Annotated in this window: 13 protein-coding genes; 8 read left to right on the top strand and 5 right to left on the bottom strand. The window is 54.4% G+C overall.

The window, feature by feature from the left end; genetic code table 11:
• Positions 1–45: 45 nt before the first annotated feature.
• A complete protein-coding gene (locus AC07P6_RS18955; protein ID WP_478314191.1) occupies positions 46–2,223 on the bottom strand; it encodes a TonB-dependent siderophore receptor in 2,178 nt (725 codons plus the stop codon).
• Between the two features lie 232 nt (positions 2,224–2,455).
• Positions 2,456–3,091 carry a TetR/AcrR family transcriptional regulator gene (locus AC07P6_RS18950; protein ID WP_304258159.1) on the bottom strand — a complete coding sequence of 212 codons (636 nt, stop codon included), beginning with the start codon at positions 3,089–3,091 and terminating at the stop codon, positions 2,456–2,458.
• A 249-nt stretch (positions 3,092–3,340) separates the two neighbouring features.
• On the opposite strand from AC07P6_RS18950, the gene bhsA reads away from it, so the two are divergent.
• On the top strand, positions 3,341–3,598 hold the full coding sequence (gene bhsA / locus AC07P6_RS18945; protein ID WP_110277139.1) for a multiple stress resistance protein BhsA: 258 nt from the start codon (positions 3,341–3,343) through the stop codon (positions 3,596–3,598).
• Between the two features lie 157 nt (positions 3,599–3,755).
• On the opposite strand, the gene ldtC is transcribed toward bhsA, so the two are convergent.
• Both ldtC and mfd read right to left on the bottom strand, forming a co-directional pair.
• Positions 3,756–4,715: a L,D-transpeptidase LdtC gene (gene ldtC / locus AC07P6_RS18940; protein WP_478314188.1), complete on the bottom strand. Its 960-nt coding sequence runs from the start codon at positions 4,713–4,715 to the stop codon at positions 3,756–3,758.
• 165 nt (positions 4,716–4,880) lie between these two features.
• The gene (mfd, locus tag AC07P6_RS18935; protein ID WP_478314186.1) at positions 4,881–8,327 is read right to left on the bottom strand and encodes a transcription-repair coupling factor; all 3,447 of its coding nucleotides are present in this window, start codon (positions 8,325–8,327) and stop codon (positions 4,881–4,883) included.
• 304 nt (positions 8,328–8,631) lie between these two features.
• On the opposite strand from mfd, the gene lolC reads away from it, so the two are divergent.
• Genes lolC through cobB form a run of 5 tightly spaced genes read left to right on the top strand, consistent with a single transcriptional unit; the run spans position 8,632 to position 13,568 of the window.
• Positions 8,632–9,831: a lipoprotein-releasing ABC transporter permease subunit LolC gene (gene lolC / locus AC07P6_RS18930; protein ID WP_112216803.1), complete on the top strand. Its 1,200-nt coding sequence runs from the start codon at positions 8,632–8,634 to the stop codon at positions 9,829–9,831.
• Positions 9,824–10,525: a lipoprotein-releasing ABC transporter ATP-binding protein LolD gene (gene lolD / locus AC07P6_RS18925; protein WP_182237907.1), complete on the top strand. Its 702-nt coding sequence runs from the start codon at positions 9,824–9,826 to the stop codon at positions 10,523–10,525. Before lolC ends, lolD begins: the two co-directional genes overlap by 8 nt.
• A complete protein-coding gene (gene lolE / locus AC07P6_RS18920) occupies positions 10,525–11,769 on the top strand; it encodes a lipoprotein-releasing ABC transporter permease subunit LolE (protein WP_434659215.1) in 1,245 nt (414 codons plus the stop codon). The genes lolD and lolE overlap by 1 nt, the downstream gene beginning before the upstream one ends.
• Positions 11,770–11,817: 48 nt before the next feature.
• A complete protein-coding gene (gene nagK / locus AC07P6_RS18915; protein ID WP_182237911.1) occupies positions 11,818–12,729 on the top strand; it encodes an N-acetylglucosamine kinase in 912 nt (303 codons plus the stop codon).
• A gap of 14 nt (positions 12,730–12,743) precedes the next feature.
• Positions 12,744–13,568: a Sir2 family NAD+-dependent deacetylase gene (gene cobB / locus AC07P6_RS18910; RefSeq protein ID WP_478314183.1), complete on the top strand. Its 825-nt coding sequence runs from the start codon at positions 12,744–12,746 to the stop codon at positions 13,566–13,568.
• On the opposite strand, the gene AC07P6_RS18905 is transcribed toward cobB, so the two are convergent.
• Positions 13,565–14,623: a LacI family DNA-binding transcriptional regulator gene (locus tag AC07P6_RS18905; protein WP_478314181.1), complete on the bottom strand. Its 1,059-nt coding sequence runs from the start codon at positions 14,621–14,623 to the stop codon at positions 13,565–13,567. The two genes, cobB and AC07P6_RS18905, sit on opposite strands and share 4 nt — an antisense overlap.
• A gap of 230 nt (positions 14,624–14,853) precedes the next feature.
• Between AC07P6_RS18905 and AC07P6_RS18900 the strand changes: the two genes are divergently transcribed.
• Together AC07P6_RS18900 and AC07P6_RS18895 are read left to right on the top strand one after the other, a co-directional pair.
• Positions 14,854–15,294: a PTS sugar transporter subunit IIA gene (locus AC07P6_RS18900; protein ID WP_434659212.1), complete on the top strand. Its 441-nt coding sequence runs from the start codon at positions 14,854–14,856 to the stop codon at positions 15,292–15,294.
• An 11-nt stretch (positions 15,295–15,305) separates the two neighbouring features.
• Positions 15,306–15,572 (top strand): PTS sugar transporter subunit IIB, encoded by a 267-nt coding sequence (locus AC07P6_RS18895; RefSeq protein WP_182237919.1) that lies wholly within the window; start codon positions 15,306–15,308, stop codon positions 15,570–15,572.
• The last annotated feature ends 13 nt before the right edge of the window (positions 15,573–15,585 follow it).

The following is a 15,585-nucleotide window of genomic DNA, read 5'->3' as shown; positions in this document are numbered from 1 at the left end:
AAGATGTTTATTTCTATTAGCCCCTCAGTCTGAGGGGCTTTTTTATCAGAAGCTCAGTGCGTAGTTCAGGCCAAAGGTGCGACCGCGTCCTTTGTACTCATATAAAGAGCTGCTGCCGTAGGTTGGGCTGTAAAGCAGCGGTGCGCGCTGGCCCCAGATGGTGACATAGTCTTCATTGAGCAGGTTTTCGATGCTGAAGGTTAGCTTGCCGAGAGGAAGCGCGTAGCTGCCGATAAAGTCCACGGTGTTATAGCCATCGAGCTTATTGCCGCTGGCATCGCTGATATCAAACACCTGTTGGCTTTGTACCCGTAGCGACCATGGTTCCGGCGCCCAGCCGACCCAGGCGGTGGCTTTTGAAGGCGACGCGAGCGTAACATCCCATTTTTTCCAGCTGCCCTCACTCTTCACCTGAGATTTCAGTACGTTAAAGTTGGCCCCGGCGCTCCAGTCGCTATCAGGGAAGAAGTAGTCTACCGCTCCCTCAAGTCCATAAATACGGCGTTTGTCAGACTCGACGTCGATAGTCATATCGGTACGGTTAACGACGATGGTCTTATCTGAGGTGGAGTAGTAAGCCGCCAACTGAGTGCGTAGATTATCACCGGTGTAGCGCCAGCCGAGCTCGTAAGAGTTGACTTTAATTCCCTGCAATGGCGAATCGCCGACGTTAACGCTTGAAAGCAGAGGCAGATGACCGTTGACCGCTGCGCCATATTTGCCAATGCCGTAATATTTGCCCGGATCCGGCAGCTCAACGCCCTGGGAGAAGTTAAACCAGGTTTGCTGACGGTCGGTAAGGTGGGCAACAATCCCGGCGTTAAATAAGAAGTTGTCGTAATCGGTTTTACCACCCGGAATCGCATCCGCCGAGCTGACTTTGCCGTTGGCGACATCCTGCTGCTGGGCGTAGCCGACAAAATCATCGACCTTATTTTCCGTCCACTGATAACGCACGCCGCCGCTAATGGTGAAGATATCGTTCAGGTCATAGCTGGACTGCAGGAAAGGTGCCAGGTTGGTAATGCTGTAGCTCGGATAACGACCGGTAGTATAAATCGACTGATTATTCAGGCCGCCGGAAGGCATTGATTGCCCCAGGTCGAAGAACATCTGGTTGGCGTTGAAGGTTTCATGATCGGCATCCAGTCCCCATGTCAGGTCCCATCCATCCAACGGCTGGCTATTCAGGGTTATCTTCGCGCCATACTGGTCGGTATCCTGCTTTGAGGAAGAGAAGCTGCTGACCTGGCCTTTACTCAGCGTAGGGAAGGGGTAAAAGGTCAGGGATTCATCACGATAGTAGATTTGGCTGACCAGGTTCTGGCCAAAGAAGTCAGCATCTGAGTACTGCAAGCTAATCAAGTGGCGTTCGGTGCCGGGGACGCGGTCGGAATTAAGCCCGCCAGTGGTGAAGGCTTTACCGTCGCCGGTCACCGCCGACATATTTTTCCCCAGATACAGTCCGTAGTCGTCTCCCTGACTTTTATAGTATTGCGTGACCAGCTGGAGCTGACGGTTATTGTCAATTTCGATGGTTCCCGTTCCCATCACGTCAAGGCGATCCGAGTGCTGAAGCCCGGTCTGGGTATTATCGAGGACCAGCGCATCGTTGTTGCCGTCATACCAGCCGCCAAAGCGTTGATAGGCTACGGACAAGCGGCCAGATGCGTGGTCGGTTCCACCACTCACCGCCGCCGCGACGCGCTCATCATGATCGTTGCTATTAGCAAAGCCGGTTTTGCCGCCCAGCTCCAGATCGACCTGGCGCTCCTGTTGGCCCTTTTTGGTGACGATATTGATAAGACCGCCGGTACTGCCGCCGCCGTACAGCGATGTTGCCCCGGAGATCACCTCGATGTGCTCAATGTTGAAAGGATCGATAGAGTCGAGCTGACGGCTGTCGGTACGGGAAGAGTTAAGGCGAACGCCGTCAATCAGCACCACGATCGCGCGACCGCGCATATTCATGCCGTAGTTAGTACGTCCCTGGCTGCTGACGTCGATGCCGGGGATCAGCTGCGCCAGGACATCTTTGAACTCTTTACCGCCCTGAACCTGTTGTTCAATTTCCTGGCCTTCGATAACCCAGGTGGTCTGGGCCATTTCAGCGACGGTACGGTGTGTACGGTTGGCGCTGACGATCATGTTGTCATCAGCGGCCCAGGCGGGGAGGGCGGTTGCCAGCAGCAGTGGGTTAAGCACCCAGAGACGCGTTTTCATGCTCATTCCTTTTATGAGTTTACGATATCGTTGTTTTAGTTTTCCGGTACGGGCGCACCGGTTGTTACAAGGTGAAATAAACAGAAATGTTTAAGGCTGAAGTTTGCCCGTATTGATTATTGTTATCAATATCATTTACGTGGAATGTGCAAATAACCTATTGAAATCATTACTTAATGTGTGGGTAAGCAGGGGGGGTGACCGACGGAGGAGCCATCGGTCAAAGAGAGGTTTAGTGCTGAAGAACCTGCGGCCAAAGACGCATCATGGTCTCGGCAATTTGCATGATTTTAGTGAAATCTGCACCTTCGCGGGCGCTGATTGACATGCCCTGCAATACGCAGCTTAAGAACTGCGCCAATTGGCTCACGTCGCCGTCAGACGGAAGTTCGCCGCGCAGCTGCCGCTGCTGTAGAAATTGCGTCAATGCCTGTTCCTGCATGGCATGCCGCGATTTAAGCGTATTGGCGATATCGGTAGACGAGGCCGCCAGCGCTGCAGAGGCGTTGACCATAAAGCAGCCTGCGGGCGTTTCTTTGCTGGTAAAGCAGGTGGCGACAGCGGTGAAGTAATCGCGCAATGCCTGATCGACGGTTTTGCCCTCATCAAACAGCAATGCTTCGTGTTTGGCGGCAAAGCGAGAGATGTAGCGATCCAGCACTGCGCGAAATAACCCCTCTTTATTCACGAATTCTGCATAGAGCGTTGGCGCTTTTGCGCCCGTCGCCTCCACCAGATCGGCAAGAGAGGTGGCTTCATAGCCGTGCTGCCAGAAGAGTGTCATGGCCTTATCCAGCGCCGCGTCCCTGTCGAACACTTTAGGTCGGCCACGGCTTTTTTTTACGCAACCTTGAACGTCAGTTGTCATGGTGCCGTTGTACCTGTGTTGGTTTGTTGAAAGGGCATTATAAAAATAAACGTCGTGGGCTGCCAGTGATGTTGCTCTAAAAATAAATAATTCATATATGTATGAATTTTAAGTTTTTTATAAATAGTTAAACGGTCGTTATAAAAATGGTTTGACGTGTGATGTGGATCACATTATTATTTGCCTATCGATCGTTAAGTTAATTCGTTCGACCCTACAAAAACATTCATCTGCATAGGTATAATAATCATGAAAAACGTTAAAACATTGGCCATCGCCGCTGTTCTTAGCTCGCTCTCTTTCGCAAGCTTTGCCGCTGTTGAAGTTCAGTCAACTCCGGCAGGCCAGCATAAAATTGGCACCGTTTCCGCTTCCGCCGGGACCAACCTGGGTTCTCTGGAAGATCAGTTGGCGCAAAAGGCTGAAGAAATGGGCGCAAGCTCTTATCGTATTACTTCGGTAACCGGTCCTAACACCCTTCACGGGACTGCGGTTATCTACAAATAATTTTTTGTACCCTGTCATGCCACTGACAAAACGCGGACCTGACCCCTTCAGCAGCCCGCGTTAGCAAGAAATATGTTGTACCCTGTTTGATTATTGCTACAAAAAAACCGCCAGCACGTTTGTGTCAGGCGGTTTTTTTATATCTGTTTTCAGGAGGCTATAGCGACTGCGTGCTGCCACCATGGTGACGCGTCACGTCAACCGGCATACCTGAACGCAGCGTCATTGCGCGCTCCATAACATCCTCATCGGTTAACTGGGTCTGCTTAAAGGCCTGCATGCTGTCGTTAAGCGTAATAGGCAGCGTCTGCGGATCGTCATCAATGTGTTTGGACAGCGGCTGGTGAATTTCAACCAGACGGGTACCGTTCGGCTCGACAGAGGCTTTAATCGGCGTATTGATAATGGTGACCTTAGTGCCCGACGTTATCTTGCTATACAACGTTTTGATATCGTCATCACGCAGGCGGATGCAGCCGGAGCTGACGCGCATACCGATGCCGAAATCAGCGTTAGTGCCATGAAGCAGATAGACGCCGCCGTAGGCTGCCAGACGAATGGCGTGGTGGCCCATCGGGTTATCTGGCCCGGCAGGCATGACGGCGGGCAGGTCAATGCCCATTGCTTTATAGCGGGCGCGAATATTGGCCGTCGGCGTCCAGGTCGGGTTTGCGCGCTTGTCGGAAACGGTAGTGACCATCGTTGGCGTAATGGTATCGCCGCCCAACTGACCAATGCCGATAGGATAGACGGTGACCTCGCTTTTACCCGGCGGATAGTAGTAGAGGCGCAGCTCGGCAAGGTTAAGGACTAACCCTTCGCGCGGCGCTTCAGGTAACAGGGTTTGTAGCGGAATTGTCAGCACGCTGCCCGCTCGCGGAACGTAAGGATCAACGCCAGGGTTCGCTTGTAGCAGCGCCAGAAAACCGACATTGTACTTTTTGGCAATGGCCTCCAGGGAACCGCCGTTATTTTCGACGACGTGAAACTGATTTTGCCCAACCAGCCGGCTGCCCGGAGGCGGCAGCGGCCAGGTATTGGCGCGGGCGGGTAGCGCCAGCGCGGCGGCGATGGCAATCATCCCCAACCAAATTGAAATACGCGAAAAGCTTTTCATCACGCTAATTCCATATAATGTAAGTGGTTATTTTTATACGTAAAGTCTTGCGCATTATGGCGTAGCGAGTGTTGGGAAGTGCAGGGGGATTGCAAAATGTTTGTAAATTTTGCAGAGCATGTTGGAGGGCCGGGATACGGCGTCCAGGCCGTATCCCGAATACCGCTAAGCGGTGGTGTTTTCTTCCAGTTGACGCATAAACTGACGCACCCAGTCCATCCGTGTTTTACGCTCGGCAAGGTCCTGCATAAACTTCAGCCGCGTCGGGCCATCAAGTCGATAGTGCTGAGGCTGTTTCTGCAATAAACCAATTAGCCACATGGGGTTAACGTGATTCTTCTCGTTAAACTCAACGGTACCGCCTTTTTCGTTGCTCTCCAGTTTGCGGATCCCTAGCTTCTGCGCCTGCTGGCGTAAACGGGCGATATCGAGCAGGTTTCTTGCCGGATCCGGCAGTTGGCCGAAGCGATCGATAAGCTCAACCTTGATCTCCTCCAGCTCGTTTTCATTTTTCGCGCTGGCAATGCGCTTGTAGAACGACAGGCGAGTATTCACGTCCGGGATAAAGTCGTCCGGCAGCAGTGACGGCATCCGCAGCTCAACTTCCGTCTGCTGGCTGGTGAGATCTTCCAGAGAGGGTTCGCGCCCGGCTTTCAGCGCATCGACGGCGTTTTCCAGCAGCTCCATATACAGCGAGAAGCCGATGGTTTCCATCGAACCGCTCTGATCTTCGCCCAGTAGTTCACCCGCGCCGCGAATTTCGAGGTCATGGGTCGCCAGCGCGAACCCGGCGCCGAGATCTTCAAGCGACGCGATAGCCTCAAGGCGTTTTTGCGCATCGGTAGTCATCGCTTTCGGATGCGGCGTCAGCAGCCAGGCATAGGCCTGATGGTGCGAACGACCAACACGACCGCGCAGCTGGTGCAGCTGCGCCAGACCGAAGTGGTCGGCGCGCTCGATAATAATGGTGTTGGCGGTGGGAATGTCGATCCCGGTTTCGATGATGGTGGTGCACACCAGCACGTTAAAGCGCTGGTGGTGGAAATCATTCATCACCCGCTCCAGCTCGCGCTCGCGCATCTGCCCGTGGCCGATGGCGATACGTGCTTCCGGTACCAGCTCTGCCAGCTTGTCTGCCGCTTTCTGGATGTTTTCGACATCATTAAAGAGATAGTAAACCTGGCCGCCGCGCAGCACTTCGCGCAGGATAGCCTCACGCACCACCAGAGCATCATATTCGCGCACAAAGGTTTTGACCGCCAGACGGCGGGCCGGCGGCGTGGCAATGATCGACAGATCGCGCATTCCGCTCATCGCCATATTCAGAGTTCGCGGAATTGGCGTCGCGGTCAGGGTCAGGATATCGACGTCGGCGCGCATTGCCTTGATGCGCTCTTTGTGGCGCACGCCGAATCGGTGCTCTTCATCGACAATCAGCAGGCCAAGATCGCGCAGCTTAACGTCCGGTTGCAGCAGCTTATGGGTGCCGATAAGTATGTCGACTTTCCCTTCAGCGACCTGTTCGAGGATCTGCGCCTGTTCTTTGGCGCTTCTGAAGCGCGAGAGCATCTCGATGCGCACCGGCCAGTTGGCGAAGCGATCGCGGAAGTTATCAAAGTGCTGCTGGGCGAGCAGTGTGGTCGGCACCAGCACCGCCACCTGCTTATGGTTTTCAACCGCCAGAAAAGCGGCGCGCATGGCGACTTCAGTTTTACCAAAGCCCACATCGCCACAGACCAGACGGTCCATTGCCAGCGGCTGGCACATATCGCTTAACACGGCGTTGATGGCCTGCGCTTGATCCGGTGTGGTTTCGAACGGGAAGCCGTCGCAGAATAGCTGGTACTGCTCTTTATCATGTTTAAACGCGTAGCCTGCTTTTGCTGCTCGCTGGGCGTAAATATCCAGCAGCTCGGCGGCCACATCACGCACCTTCTCGGCGGCTTTCTGCCGCGCGCGCGCCCAAACGTCGCCGCCCAGTTTATGCAGCGGCGCGTTCTCTTCCGCGCCACCGGCGTAGCGGCTAATCAGATGCAGCGACGACACCGGCACGTACAGTTTGGCGTCGTTGGCGTAGGTCAGCATCAGGTATTCGCCATTAATGCCGCCCGCTTCAAGGGTGGTCATTCCGGCGTAGCGGCCTACGCCATGCTCAAGATGCACCACCGGCTGGCCAATATGCAGCTCCGCCAGGTTGCGGATCAAGGTGTCCGGGTTAATGGTGCGCCGTGAATCCTGGCGGCGACGGGCAACGCGTTCGCCCAGAAGGTCACTTTCGCAAATCAGCGCCAGGTTACGCTGGCTGTCGATAAAACCATGTTCCGCCGCGCCAATCATCAGGTAGCGGCCATTACCGGTAGCGTCTTCAAGGCGTTGAATATATTTCGGCGCCACCTTAATTCGCGCCAGCATTTCGCCCAGCGTTTCGCGACGGCCTTCGCTTTCCACAGAGAAAATCACTGGCCCGCTGAAGGATTCAAGGAAGCGGCGCAGGTTATCCAGCGGCGCTTTATTCTGCGCCTGAATTGCCAGCTCGGGTAATGTCTGATAACCGAGGTTGGTATTGGCGGCTTTCTCCGCCAGACGCTCGGTTTTAAGCTGCACGCGCGGCCATTTTTTTAGCTCGCTAAACAGCTCATCGCTACGCAGCCATAGCATCTCAGGTGGTAGAAGAGGGCGCATCGGGTCGACGCCGCGATTTTCAAAGCGGGCGCGGGTTTCATTCTGGAATCGTTCGGCGCTGGCCTCCAGATCGCCAGTATTCACAATCAGCGTTTTGGCCGGGAAATAGCTGAACAGCGGCGGTAGCGACTCGTTAAAAAACAGCGGCTGCCAGTATTCGATCCCCGCAGGCAGCGTGCCTTTACTGACCTGCTGGTAAATATGTTCGGCGTCGCGTTTCACGTCGAAGCGGTCGCGCCATTGGCTGCGGAAGAGTTCGATAGCGGCCTGGTCAATCGGAAATTCATGCGCAGGTAGCAAATTAATGGCGGCGACTTCTTCCAGCGTGCGTTGGCTGTCGACGTCGAACAGACGCAGGCTGTCGATTTCGTCATCAAAAAAGTCAAGGCGATAAGGCTGCTCGCTACCCATTGGGTACAGGTCAAGCAGCGCCCCGCGCGTGGCGTATTCACCGTGCTCCATCACCTGATCGACATGGCGATAGCCGGCGCTATCGAGCTGCGAGCGCAGCGCATCCCGCGACAGACGCTGGCCTTTTTTCATCACTAGCGCATGGCCATGAAGGAAATTATGCGGGCAGACGCGCTGCATCAGGGTGCTGACCGGAACGATCAGCACGCCGCGTTCCATGGTCGGAAGCTGATAAAGGGTGGCGAGACGGGAAGAGATAATATCCTGGTGCGGCGAGAAGCTGTCGTAGGGGAGCGTTTCCCAGTCCGCCAGGCCTGCCACCATGCTGTCGGTAAACTGCCGGATTTCATCATTCAGCCGCAGAGCGTTTTGCATGTCCGGGGCGATAAGGATCACCGGTCCGGCGTGACGCTCGGCCATTTCCGCCACCAGCGTCGCGCAGGCCGCGCCGGTAAGTTCGCCAAGCTGGCGCTGATCGCCGGCTTTGACCGGCAGAGAGTATCGGTTTTGTTCAGGCATAGACGGTATCATAATCTCTTGGGGATTCGCTCTGCCGATATGGAGGGCAACTCGCTGATATTCAATAGTGTGATTATCCGCGATCGACCTGGATTCGCCAACCCGTATCGCAAATGTCATGTTTTGGGCAAAAATGTAACGGACTCTGATAAGCGTAAAGATAAATAAGGACTTACTTATCTATGTGGCTGTTTATATTGAATTTTTAATGGGTTTGCTAATAAAATCGTCAGGTTTCAGACATTTACGCTGCCCATAATCGCTTATATACTCGGGCATCGGCTTCAGCAATCAGATGGATTACATGTATCAACCTGCCGCACTCTTTATTGGCCTGCGCTATATGCGCGGGCGCGCAGCTGACCGCTTCGGTCGTTTCGTCTCCTGGCTCTCGACCATTGGCATTACGCTTGGCGTAATGGCGCTGGTTACCGTGCTTTCGGTGATGAACGGCTTTGAACGCGAACTGCAAAACAACATCCTGGGGCTGATGCCACAGGCCATTCTTAGCGCCCAGCAAGGGTCCATCGATCCGCAAAAGCTGCCGGAAAGCGCGGTAAAATTACAGGGCGTCACCCGGATTGCGCCGTTGACCACTGGCGATGTGGTGCTGCAAAGCGCCCGCAGCGTGGCGGTTGGCGTAATACTGGGTATCGATCCGGCGCAGAAAGATCCTCTGACGCCATACCTGGTGAACGTCAAGCAAAGCGATCTGCAACCTGGAAAATACAACGTGATTATCGGCGAGCAGTTGGCTGGACAACTGGGGGTTAATCGCGGCGATCAGATCCGCGTGATGGTCCCCTCCGCCAGCCAGTTCACTCCGATGGGGCGGGTTCCCAGCCAGCGTCTGTTTAACGTGATCGGCACCTTTGCTGCCAGTAGTGAAGTCGATGGCTATCAGATGTTGACCAACATTGACGATGCTTCTCGCCTGATGCGCTACCCGCTGGGCAATATTACCGGCTGGCGTCTCTGGCTGAGTCAGCCTTTGCAGGTTGATACCCTCAGTCAACAAACGCTGCCGGAAGGCACTAAATGGCAGGACTGGCGCGAGCGTAAAGGCGAGCTGTTCCAGGCCGTGCGGATGGAAAAAAATATGATGGGCCTGCTGCTGAGCCTGATTATCGCCGTCGCCGCCTTCAATATCATCACCTCTCTGGGGATGATGGTGATGGAGAAACAGGGTGAGGTGGCAATTTTGCAGACTCTCGGGCTCACGCCGCGGCAAATCATGCTGGTCTTTATGGTCCAGGGGGCCAGCGCCGGGATTGTCGGTGCGCTGCTGGGGGCCGGGCTGGGCGCACTGCTCGCCAGCCAGCTGAATAATTTAATGCCGATTATCGGCGCGTTCCTTGATGGCGCCGCGCTGCCGGTAGCCATTGAGCCGCTGCAGGTGATTTCCATCGCCCTGGTGGCGATGGTGCTGGCATTACTCTCTACGTTGTATCCTTCATGGCGCGCTGCCGCCACTCAACCCGCTGAGGCTTTACGTTATGAATAAGATCCTGCTGCAATGCGACAACCTGTGCAAACGCTATCAGGAAGGCACTGTGCAAACCGACGTATTGCACGATGTCAGCTTCAGCATTGAAGAGGGCGAGATGATGGCGATTGTCGGTACCTCCGGTTCCGGCAAGAGTACGCTGCTGCATCTGCTGGGTGGGCTGGATACGCCGACCTCCGGCGACGTTATTTTTTCCGGTCAATCGATGAGCCAGCTTTCTGCCGCAGCTCGTGCCGACCTGCGTAACCGCGAGCTGGGCTTTATTTATCAATTCCACCACCTGCTGCCGGATTTCACCGCCCTGGAAAACGTAGCGATGCCGCTGCTGATTGGTAAACAGAAGGCGGCGGATATCGAACGCCAGGCCAAAGCGATGCTGCGCGCAGTTGGGCTTGAGCATCGAAGTGACCACCGCCCGTCGGAGCTTTCCGGCGGCGAGCGTCAGCGCGTAGCGATTGCCCGTGCGCTGGTCAATAAACCGCGTCTGGTGCTGGCGGATGAGCCTACCGGTAACCTCGATGCCCGTAATGCCGACAGCATTTTCCAGCTTCTCGGCGAGCTGAACGTGGCCCAGCGCACTGCATTTCTGGTGGTCACCCATGACCTGCAACTGGCAAAACGCATGAACCGCCAGCTGGAGATGCGCGATGGGCACTTGACCGCTGAACTCTCCCTGATGGGGGCCGAGTAATGGCTTCTCCGTTATCGTTATTGATTGCCCTGCGTTTTAGCCGCGGGCGGCGACGCGGCGGGATGGTGTCGCTGATTTCGGTTATCTCAACCATCGGCATTGCGCTGGGGGTGGCGGTGTTAATCGTCGGCCTGAGCGCGATGAACGGCTTTGAACGCGAACTCAATAACCGCATTCTGGCGGTGGTCCCACATGGTGAAATTGAGCCGGTAAACCAGCCGTGGAACAACTGGAACGATGCGTTAACGAAGGTTGAAAAGGTCAAAGGCATCGTTGCCGCCGCGCCCTATATTAACTTCACCGGGCTGGTGGAGAGCGGCAGCAATATGCGGGCGATTCAGGTGAAGGGCGTCGACCCGCTGCAGGAGAGTCGTCTCAGCTCATTGCCAACGTTTGTGCAGAATAACGCCTGGGCCAGCTTCAAGGCCGGTGAGCAGCAGGTGATCCTCGGTAAGGGCGTTGCCGACGCGCTGCACGTTAAGCAGGGCGATTGGGTCTCGATCATGATCCCTAACTCCGATGCCGATCACCAACTGTTGCAACCCAAGCGCGTCAGGCTTCACGTCACCGGCATTTTGCAGCTCAGCGGTCAGCTCGATCATAGTTTTGCCATGATCCCAATGCAGGATGCGCAGCAGTATCTGGATATGGGCAGCAGCGTGACCGGTATCGCGCTTAAAGTGAACGATGTGTTTCATGCGAATACCCTGGTGCGCGACGCGGGTGAAGTGACCAACAGCTACGTTTATATCAAGAGCTGGATTGGCACCTACGGCTATATGTATCGCGACATTCAGATGATCCGCGCCATTATGTATCTGGCGATGGTGCTGGTGATCGGCGTGGCCTGCTTTAACATCGTCTCGACGCTGGTGATGGCGGTGAAGGATAAAAGCGGCGATATTGCGGTGCTGCGCACGCTTGGCGCAAAAGACGGCCTGATCCGCGCGATTTTCGTATGGTATGGTTTACTTGCCGGTTCGGTAGGGAGCCTGATTGGGGTGGCGATTGGCGTTATCTGTGCGTTCAAGTTGACCTCGATTATTAACGGGATTGAGGATCTGATCGGGCATAAATTCCTCTCCGGCGACATCTATTTTATTGACTTCCTGCCGTCTGAACTGCACTGGCTGGACGTCGTTTACGTGCTGGTGACGGCACTGTTGCTGAGTTTGCTGGCCAGCTGGTATCCCGCCCGCCGCGCCAGCCGCATTGACCCGGCGAGGGTGCTGAGTGGCCAGTAATTTATCGTCATGATCGGCTTTGCCGATGCATCAAGAGGAATTGCTGAAATGTACTACGGATTTGACATTGGCGGCAGCAAGATAGCGCTGGGCGTATTTGATAAAGAGCGGCGATTGCAGTGGGAAAAACGCATCGCCACGCCGAAAGAGAGCTACGAGGCCTTTTTACTGGCGGTGGAAGAACTGGTTCAGGAAGCCGATCAGCGTTTTGGCTGCAAGGGCTCTGTGGGAATTGGTATTCCGGGAATGCCGGAAACAGAGGACGGCACGCTATATGCCGCCAACGTTCCCGCTGCCAGCGGCAGGCGACTGCGGGCGGATCTGAGCGAGCGTTTGGGGCGCGACGTGCGCCTTGATAACGACGCTAACTGTTTTGCGCTCTCCGAAGCGTGGGACGATGAGTTTACGCAGTATCCGCTGGTGATGGGGATGATCCTCGGCACTGGCGTCGGCGGTGGTCTGGTGCTCAACGGCAAATCGATTACCGGACATCGCTATATTACCGGTGAATTCGGTCATATCCGCCTGCCGGTGGATGCGCTGGAAGTGGTGGGCCGTGATTTTCCGCTGACCCGCTGCGGTTGTGGTCAGCTTGGCTGCATCGAAAATTACCTTTCCGGTCGTGGATTTGCCTGGCTGTATGAACATTTTTATCAACAATCCTTAACTTCGCCGGAAATCGTTGCGCTCTGGCAGCAGGGCGATGCGAAAGCGCAGGAGCATGTCGAGCGCTATCTCGATCTGCTGGCGGTATGTCTGGGCAATATTTTAACCATTATTGACCCGGATCTGCTGGTGCTTGGCGGAGGATTGTCTAACTTTACGGCAATAACCGAAGGGCTGGCGCAGCGTCTGCCGCGACATCTGCTCCCTGTCGCCAGCGTGCCGCGCATTGAGCGTGCGCGTCATGGTGATGCCGGAGGCATGCGCGGTGCGGCCTTCCTTCATCTGACTCATTAATTACAGAGGTAGCTATGCAGTCGCGCCGCTTACATCGATTAAGCCGATTTCGCCGCAACAAACGTCGGTTACGTGACCGTCTGCGTCAGCGGATTTTCTTCGGTGATGATAAGGAGAACCCTGAGACGATGGAAAAACCAAGAGTCGTGGTGTTAACCGGCGCGGGCATTTCGGCGGAGTCGGGAATTAGAACTTTCCGCGCCGCCGATGGCCTGTGGGAAGAGCATCGGGTAGAAGACGTGGCGACGCCGGAAGGTTTCTCCCGTAATCCAGAGCTGGTGCAGTCGTTTTACAACGACCGTCGTCGGCAGTTGCAAAGCCCGGACATCGTACCCAATGCGGCACATCAGTCGCTGGCGCAGCTGGAAGAAGCTTTGGGCGATCATTTTCTGCTGGTTACTCAGAATATCGATAACCTGCACGAGCGTGCGGGTAATCATCGGGTGATACATATGCACGGTGAGCTGCTGAAAGTGCGCTGTTCGTGGAGCGGGCAGGTGCTGGAGTGGACCGGCGATGTGACGACGGAAGACAAATGCCACTGCTGCCAGTTCCCCGCGCCGCTGCGCCCGCACGTCGTGTGGTTTGGTGAAATGCCGCTGGATATGGATGAGATCTACCTGGCGCTGGCCGAGTGCGATATTTTTATCGCCATCGGCACCTCCGGGCACGTTTATCCGGCGGCAGGGTTTGTTCATGAAGCGCGGCTACAGGGCGCGCATACGGTGGAGCTAAACCTTGAGCCAAGCCAGGTGGGCAGTGAATTTGCTGAAAAACACTATGGCCTGGCAAGCGTAGTCGTCCCGGAGTTTATCGACAAGCTGTTGAAGGGTTTTTAACGCTGCGGCTTTCTGCTGCTGGCGCGAACTTTCAGGCTGGAGGGCAGCTCAATGGCGCTCTCCAGCGTATTTCCTGCCAGCAAATCCAACAGCGTTTTACCAGCAATCGTACCCGCTTCACTCCACGGAAACTCTACCGCAGTTAACGCAGGTGAGCAGACTGCCGCCAGCGTACCGCCGCTCAGGCTGGCCAGCGCCAGCGTATCCGGTACCTTAATCCCCGCGTTATGACAGGCCATAATACAGCCGCAGGCCAGTTCGTCTGAGGTACAGATCAGTGCATCCAGTTCGGGCCAGGTGATGCGAATATCGTTCAACAGATTGAAGCCGGTGGTGATCCCTGAAGGTAAATGCGGTGTCACTACCCGATGCGGAGAGTAGTTGATCGAAAGCATCCCGCTATTCCAGCCGCTCAATACCTGCCTGAACATCATGTTGTTCGACGCCGTACAGAGTAATCCGAGATTCTTATAGCCCGCCTGCGCCAGCGAAGTGACCAGTTTTTTTAATGCAGCGGAGTAGTCCACCCCAATGTTGACGCCGGTCGTCACGTGGTTAATCGCGCCGATTTCTACCACCGGTATACCAGCATTTATCAGCATCTGCGCACAGCTATCGATGTTATCGATATTGAATTGAACGATCGCCGCCGGATTATAGGCCAACATCTGCTGAAAGGCCTTTTCCTCGCTTTGCCCGCCCTGGCCGGATTCGATAAACATCATCGTATAGCCTCGCGATGCGAGGACGGTTTGCAGCGTTTCTGAGGCGGCGATAAAACCGGGCGATGAAAACGAGGGGACGACGCCCATCACCAGCGTTGAATCAGCAGAGGCCAGGCTGCGCGCCTGTAAATTGGGCACATAGCCCAGTTCGCTGACTGCGGCCTCAATGCGCGTGCGTAGTTCCGGGTTGACCTTTTCAGGCATGCGTAACGCGCGGGATACGGTCATGGTACTGACGCCCACCAGCTTTGCGACTTCCGCCAGCGTGATTTTGCCGGTGTTCTTTCTGCGTTTTTCTTTTGCGCCGTCATCCGCTTGTAACGTCTGCACTGATTTCCTCCTGTTTACCCAATCGCCCCGGCCTATTGTAAATGATGGCGGGCGACCAGGGCACTACTAATGCTCATTCCTACAGTCACCATCAGTATGGTTAACAAAGTTAGCGGTAACAAGTATTTTAACATTTTATCGTGTTAGCGCTAACTTTGAGATGCAGATCACGGTAAGCCACGAAAGTATTCCACTATAGTAGGCCCATATTGAAATAGAGCGGGGGATTTATGATTTCTACCTGGTTAACAGAAAAGAAGATTCAAATAGTGGATAGCGTTAGCGACTGGAAACAGGCCGTGGCTATTTCTGCGCAGCCACTGTTAGCTGATGAATCAATTAATGAACATTATATTGAAGCTATTTTTCGTAGTCATGAGGAATTAGGCCCGTATTATGTTCTGGCTCCCGGTCTGGCAATGCCTCATGCTCGTCCGGAGCAGGGTGCTAAAAAAAATGGATTATCTTTACTGCATATTAAAGAGGGTGTTTCTTTTGATGCTGATGAAAACGATCCTATCTATGTCGTGATTATGCTATGCGCAGTTTCTGGTGATGAGCACATCCGCATGATAACCGCCCTGGCGGAAATTTTCTGCGATGAGACACGTCTGGAAAGTCTGCTTAATGCATCGACGATTGAAGAAATTAACAGTGTTATCAATGAATAATGAGGTTAGTCATGAAAAAAATTCTGATTGTTTGCGGTAATGGTTTAGGCAGTAGCTTCATTGTAGAAATGAATGTCAAAAAAATCATTGCCGAGCTAGGCAAAGAGGCGGAGGTATCACATACCGATCTCACCTCGGCAAAAAGCGAATCTGCAGATATTATTTTGAGCGCTAAAGATATTGCTGAGCATCTGTCCGGACATTCCGCTCAGGTCTTTGGTTTAAATAATCTGCTGGATAATAACAAAATTAAAGAAATCCTGGTTGATAACCTTTAATTAATTCCTTGCG

It is taken from the genome of Klebsiella sp. GFKo11, assembly GCF_056490265.1.
Note: the sequence above shows the minus strand (reverse complement) of the source record. Positions and strands in the feature narration are given on the sequence as shown.

Bases quoted from the DNA above. Each gene is read 5' to 3' on its own strand.
- lolC (WP_112216803.1), top strand. From the start codon at position 8,632: ATGTATCAACCTGCCGCACTCTTTATTGGCCTGCGCTATATGCGCGGG.
- bhsA (WP_110277139.1), top strand. From the start codon at position 3,341: ATGAAAAACGTTAAAACATTGGCCATCGCCGCTGTTCTTAGCTCGCTC.
- ldtC (WP_478314188.1), bottom strand. From the start codon at position 4,715: ATGAAAAGCTTTTCGCGTATTTCAATTTGGTTGGGGATGATTGCCATC.
- lolE (WP_434659215.1), top strand. From the start codon at position 10,525: ATGGCTTCTCCGTTATCGTTATTGATTGCCCTGCGTTTTAGCCGCGGG.
- AC07P6_RS18900 (WP_434659212.1), top strand. From the start codon at position 14,854: ATGATTTCTACCTGGTTAACAGAAAAGAAGATTCAAATAGTGGATAGC.
- AC07P6_RS18950 (WP_304258159.1), bottom strand. From the start codon at position 3,091: ATGACAACTGACGTTCAAGGTTGCGTAAAAAAAAGCCGTGGCCGACCT.
- mfd (WP_478314186.1), bottom strand. From the start codon at position 8,327: ATGCCTGAACAAAACCGATACTCTCTGCCGGTCAAAGCCGGCGATCAG.
- cobB (WP_478314183.1), top strand. From the start codon at position 12,744: ATGCAGTCGCGCCGCTTACATCGATTAAGCCGATTTCGCCGCAACAAA.
- lolD (WP_182237907.1), top strand. From the start codon at position 9,824: ATGAATAAGATCCTGCTGCAATGCGACAACCTGTGCAAACGCTATCAG.
- AC07P6_RS18895 (WP_182237919.1), top strand. From the start codon at position 15,306: ATGAAAAAAATTCTGATTGTTTGCGGTAATGGTTTAGGCAGTAGCTTC.
- AC07P6_RS18955 (WP_478314191.1), bottom strand. From the start codon at position 2,223: ATGAAAACGCGTCTCTGGGTGCTTAACCCACTGCTGCTGGCAACCGCC.
- nagK (WP_182237911.1), top strand. From the start codon at position 11,818: ATGTACTACGGATTTGACATTGGCGGCAGCAAGATAGCGCTGGGCGTA.